At 70.1% G+C, this 3,753-nt stretch carries 3 protein-coding genes and 1 pseudogene; 3 read left to right on the top strand and 1 reads right to left on the bottom strand.

What is annotated here, in order from left to right; genetic code table 11:
- Positions 1-145: pseudogene (locus RMO85_RS11610) on the top strand (IS481 family transposase); the annotation flags it as partial.
- Here RMO85_RS11610 and glgC read toward each other — a convergent pair.
- On the bottom strand, positions 142-1,395 hold the full coding sequence (gene glgC / locus RMO85_RS11605; RefSeq protein WP_310528882.1) for a glucose-1-phosphate adenylyltransferase: 1,254 nt from the start codon (positions 1,393-1,395) through the stop codon (positions 142-144). The pseudogene RMO85_RS11610 and the gene glgC sit on opposite strands and share 4 nt — an antisense overlap.
- 63 nt (positions 1,396-1,458) lie before the next feature.
- On the opposite strand from glgC, the gene glgA reads away from it, so the two are divergent.
- Together glgA and RMO85_RS11595 are read left to right on the top strand one after the other, a co-directional pair.
- Positions 1,459-2,646, top strand: coding sequence for a glycogen synthase (gene glgA / locus RMO85_RS11600; RefSeq protein WP_310528881.1), 1,188 nt, complete (start codon positions 1,459-1,461; stop codon positions 2,644-2,646).
- Positions 2,647-2,793: 147 nt separating this feature from the next.
- On the top strand, positions 2,794-3,753 hold a 960-nt coding region (locus tag RMO85_RS11595), incomplete at its 3' end, for a DUF559 domain-containing protein (protein ID WP_310528880.1).

The raw sequence follows: 3,753 nt of genomic DNA, 5'->3' as shown, positions 1-3,753 counted from the left end.
CGCCCATACCTACCTGTCCGACGATGCCCGCTCAGCCACGTATGCGGACTGGCTCCACTTCTACAATCATCACCGACCCCATACCGGCATCGGAGGCCTCGTCCCCGCCGACCGCGTTCACAACGTCACGGGGAACTACAGTTAGTCGCTGGTCGGCACCTGCTGCTGCTTGGCCAGCACGGTGAGGCCGTCCTCGACCACGAACCCGCGCTCCCGGTCCTCCTCGGGGTCGACGCCGATCCGGACACCCGGCGGCACCACGACGCCCTTGTCGAGGATGGCGTTGCGCACGATCGCGCCCTCGCCGATGCGGACACCGTCCATGAGCACGGAGTCGGAGACCTCGGCGCCCTCCTGGACGTAGACCGACGGCGACAGCACCGACTGGCTCACACTGCCGCCACTGACCACGACACCCGGCGACAGGATCGAGTTGTAGGTCGTCACCGACCCGCCGGTGTGACCCTCGACGAGCTTCGCGGGCGGATGGGGGCCGTAGCTGGTGAAGATCGGCCAGTCCTTGTTGTAGAGATTGAAGACCGGCAGCGGCGACACGAGATCCATGTGCGCGTCGTAGTAGGAGCGCATCGTCCCCACGTCGCGCCAGTAGCCACGATCGCGGTCGGTGGAGCCCGGCACGTCGTTGTCCTTGTAGTCGTAGACGGCGGACTCGGTGCGGTCGACGAACCACGGGACGATGTCGCCGCCCATGTCGTGCTTGGAGCGTTCGAGCTCGGCATCGCGGGTGACTGCGTCGACGAGGGCGTCGGCGTTGAACACGTAGTTGCCCATCGAGGCCAGCACCTGGTCGGGGGCGTCGGGCAGGCCGATCGGATCGGTCGGCTTCTCCAGGAAGGCGCGGATCCGGTCGGGCGACTGGGGATCGATGTCGATGACGCCGAACTGGTCGGCCAGCGAGATCGGCTGCCGGATCGCCGCCACCGTGCAGCCCGCGCCGGACTCGACGTGCGCCTCGACCATCTGGGCGAAGTCCATCCGGTAGACGTGATCGGCGCCCACGACGACCACGATGTCGGGCTGCTCGTCGACCAGGAGGTTCTGCGACTGGAAGATCGCATCGGCGCTGCCGAGATACCACCGCTTGCCCACGCGCTGCTGCGCCGGCACCGGGGTGACGTAGTTGCCGAGCAGGTTCGACATCCGCCATGTGGTCGTGACGTGCCGGTCGAGGCTGTGCGACTTGTACTGCGTCAGCACGACCACCTTGAGGTAGCCCGAGTTGACGACGTTGGACAGGGCGAAGTCGATGAGCCGGTAGATGCCGCCGAACGGGACGGCGGGTTTGGCCCGGTCTGCGGTGAGCGGCATCAGCCGCTTGCCCTCACCGCCGGCAAGGACGATGGCGAGGATCTTCTTGCGGCCCGGCGAAGTCATGTCCCGAAACTAGTGGTGCGGAGCAGCACACGACCACCCTTCGCCCCGAGTAAGTTCTCGGCTATGCGAATCGACGTCCTCAGCAAGGAGTACCCGCCCGAGGTCTACGGTGGCGCCGGCGTGCACGTCGCCGAGCTCGTCCGGGCCCTGCGAGCCCAGCCCGGCATCGACGCCCGCGTGCGATGCTTCGGTGCTCCTCGTGACGAGGCCGGCACGTCGGCGTACGCCGAACCAGAGTCGCTCGCCGGCGCCAACCCCGCCATCCGGACGCTCGGTGTCGACCTCGCGATGGTCGACGACTGCGCCGGGGCGGACCTCGTCCACTCGCACACCTGGTACGCCAACATGGCCGGCCACCTGGCCGGGCTGATGCACGGCATCCCGCACGTGGTGTCCGCGCACTCGCTCGAGCCGATGCGGCCGTGGAAGGCCGAGCAGCTCGGCGGTGGCTACGCGTTGTCGAGCTGGGTGGAGAGGACGGCCTACGAGGGCGCGGCCGGGATCGTGGCCGTGAGCGCGGCGATGCGTGACGACGTCCTGCGCAGCTACCCCTCGGTCGACCCCGCACGCGTGCACGTGGTGCACAACGGCATCGACACCACCGACTGGTCCCCCGTCCACAACCCCGACCGGGTGCGCGAGCTCGGCCTCGATCCGGATCGCCCGAGCGTGATCTTCGTCGGCCGCATCACCCGACAGAAGGGCCTGCCGCTGTTCCTGCGCGCCGCGGCCCAGCTGCCACCGGACGTACAGCTGGTGCTGTGCGCCGGCGCGCCCGACACCCCCGAGATCGAGGCCGAGGTGCGCGGGCTCGTCGACGAGCTGGCCGAGACCCGCACCGGCGTGGTGTGGATCGCGGAGATGTTGCCGCGCCCCGACGTGGTCGCACTGCTCACCGCCGCGACCGTCTTCGCCTGCCCGTCCATCTACGAGCCGCTCGGCATCGTCAACCTGGAGGCGATGGCCTGCGAGACCGCCGTCGTCGCCACCGCGACCGGCGGCATCCCCGAGGTCGTCCTCGACGGGGAGACGGGCTGGCTCGTCCCGATCGAGCAGGCGACGGACGGCACGGGCACGCCCCTGCACCCCGAGCAGTACGTCGCCGACCTGGCCGCGGCGCTCGTCGACGCGGTGAGCGACCCCGATCGCGCCGCCGAGCGCGGCCGGGCGGGTCGGCAGCGGGCGATCGAGTCGTTCGGCTGGCCGGCGATCGCGGCACGGACTCTCGACATCTACCGCGCGCTCGTCTGAGGTGCCCGCGTAGACACGCGGACATTGCTCGTCCCGGGCGGGTCGGCTCAGCGTGAGCCACTCTCCGGAGCTGGACCAACGTCCGCGCGTCTACGTGCCTGTGGATGGGGCCAGCGCGGGTACGGCGACATCGCGCATGCTCGTGCCATGGACGCGGCCACCGTGATCGAGCGCTCGGGAGGACTCTCCACCCGGGCAGCCCTCATCGCGGCGACGACTCGCCTCGACGTCGATCGGGCGTTGCGCGAGGGTGGGATCGTTCGCGCCGGCCACGGTCGCTACACCCTGCCGGAGGTGGGCGAAGCGGTCAGCATCGCGCACGGCGCCAATGGCGTGCTCAGCCTCTCCAGTGCCGCCCTTCATCACGGCTGGGAGGTCAAACTGGCTCCGGACAAGCCCCACGTCACCTTCCCGCGTCATCGCAACATCCCCACGAAGTGGCGAGACAAGCTGATCGTGCATCGTGGCGATCTGAGACTCGACGACGTCACCGATGGGGCGACCAGCCGCGAGCTCACCCTCGCACAGTGCCTGCGCCTGCTGCCGGACGACGAGGCACTGGTGATTGCGGATTCCGCCCTTCGCCACGGCGAGCACGCCACGCTCCGTCGGGCCATGGCGACGGTGCGGGGGCGTGGTGAGGCGAAGGCTCAACGCGTCGGCCGGGCTGCGCGGGGCGAGGCGGCCAATGCCTTCGAGTCGGCCACGCGCGCCATCTGCAACACCGTCCCGGGGTTGCACGTCGAACCCCAGGTCGTCATCTCGTCAGCCCACTGCTGGGCTCGCCCCGACCTGGTCGACCGGGAGCGGCGCATCGTCGTGGAGTGCGACTCGTTCGAGTTCCACGCGGTGCGCGAAGGATTTCGCAAGGATGTCCGGCGCTACACGCTGCTCGTCGCCGACGGGTGGACGGTCCTCCGCTTCATCTGGGAGGACGTGATGTTCCGCCCCGAGTGGGTGCGCGACGTGCTGATCCGCACCATCGGCGTAGACGCGGGGGCCATGGGGCACCCCCCCGGGGCCGTCGCCCCCCGGGGGGGGGGGCCGGAACCACCACATGGCGCGCGGGGACGCGGGGGCCCCGGTGTGGGGGGGGCGGGGCCCCGG

Origin of the sequence: Nocardioides sp. (assembly GCF_031422975.1) — a bacterium.
GTDB lineage: Bacteria > Actinomycetota > Actinomycetes > Propionibacteriales > Nocardioidaceae > Nocardioides.
Note: the sequence above shows the minus strand (reverse complement) of the source record. Positions and strands in the feature narration are given on the sequence as shown.

Excerpts from the sequence above, each read along its gene's own strand:
- glgC (WP_310528882.1), bottom strand. The coding sequence starts at position 1,395 with ATGACTTCGCCGGGCCGCAAGAAGATCCTCGCCATCGTCCTTGCCGGC.
- glgA (WP_310528881.1), top strand. The coding sequence starts at position 1,459 with ATGCGAATCGACGTCCTCAGCAAGGAGTACCCGCCCGAGGTCTACGGT.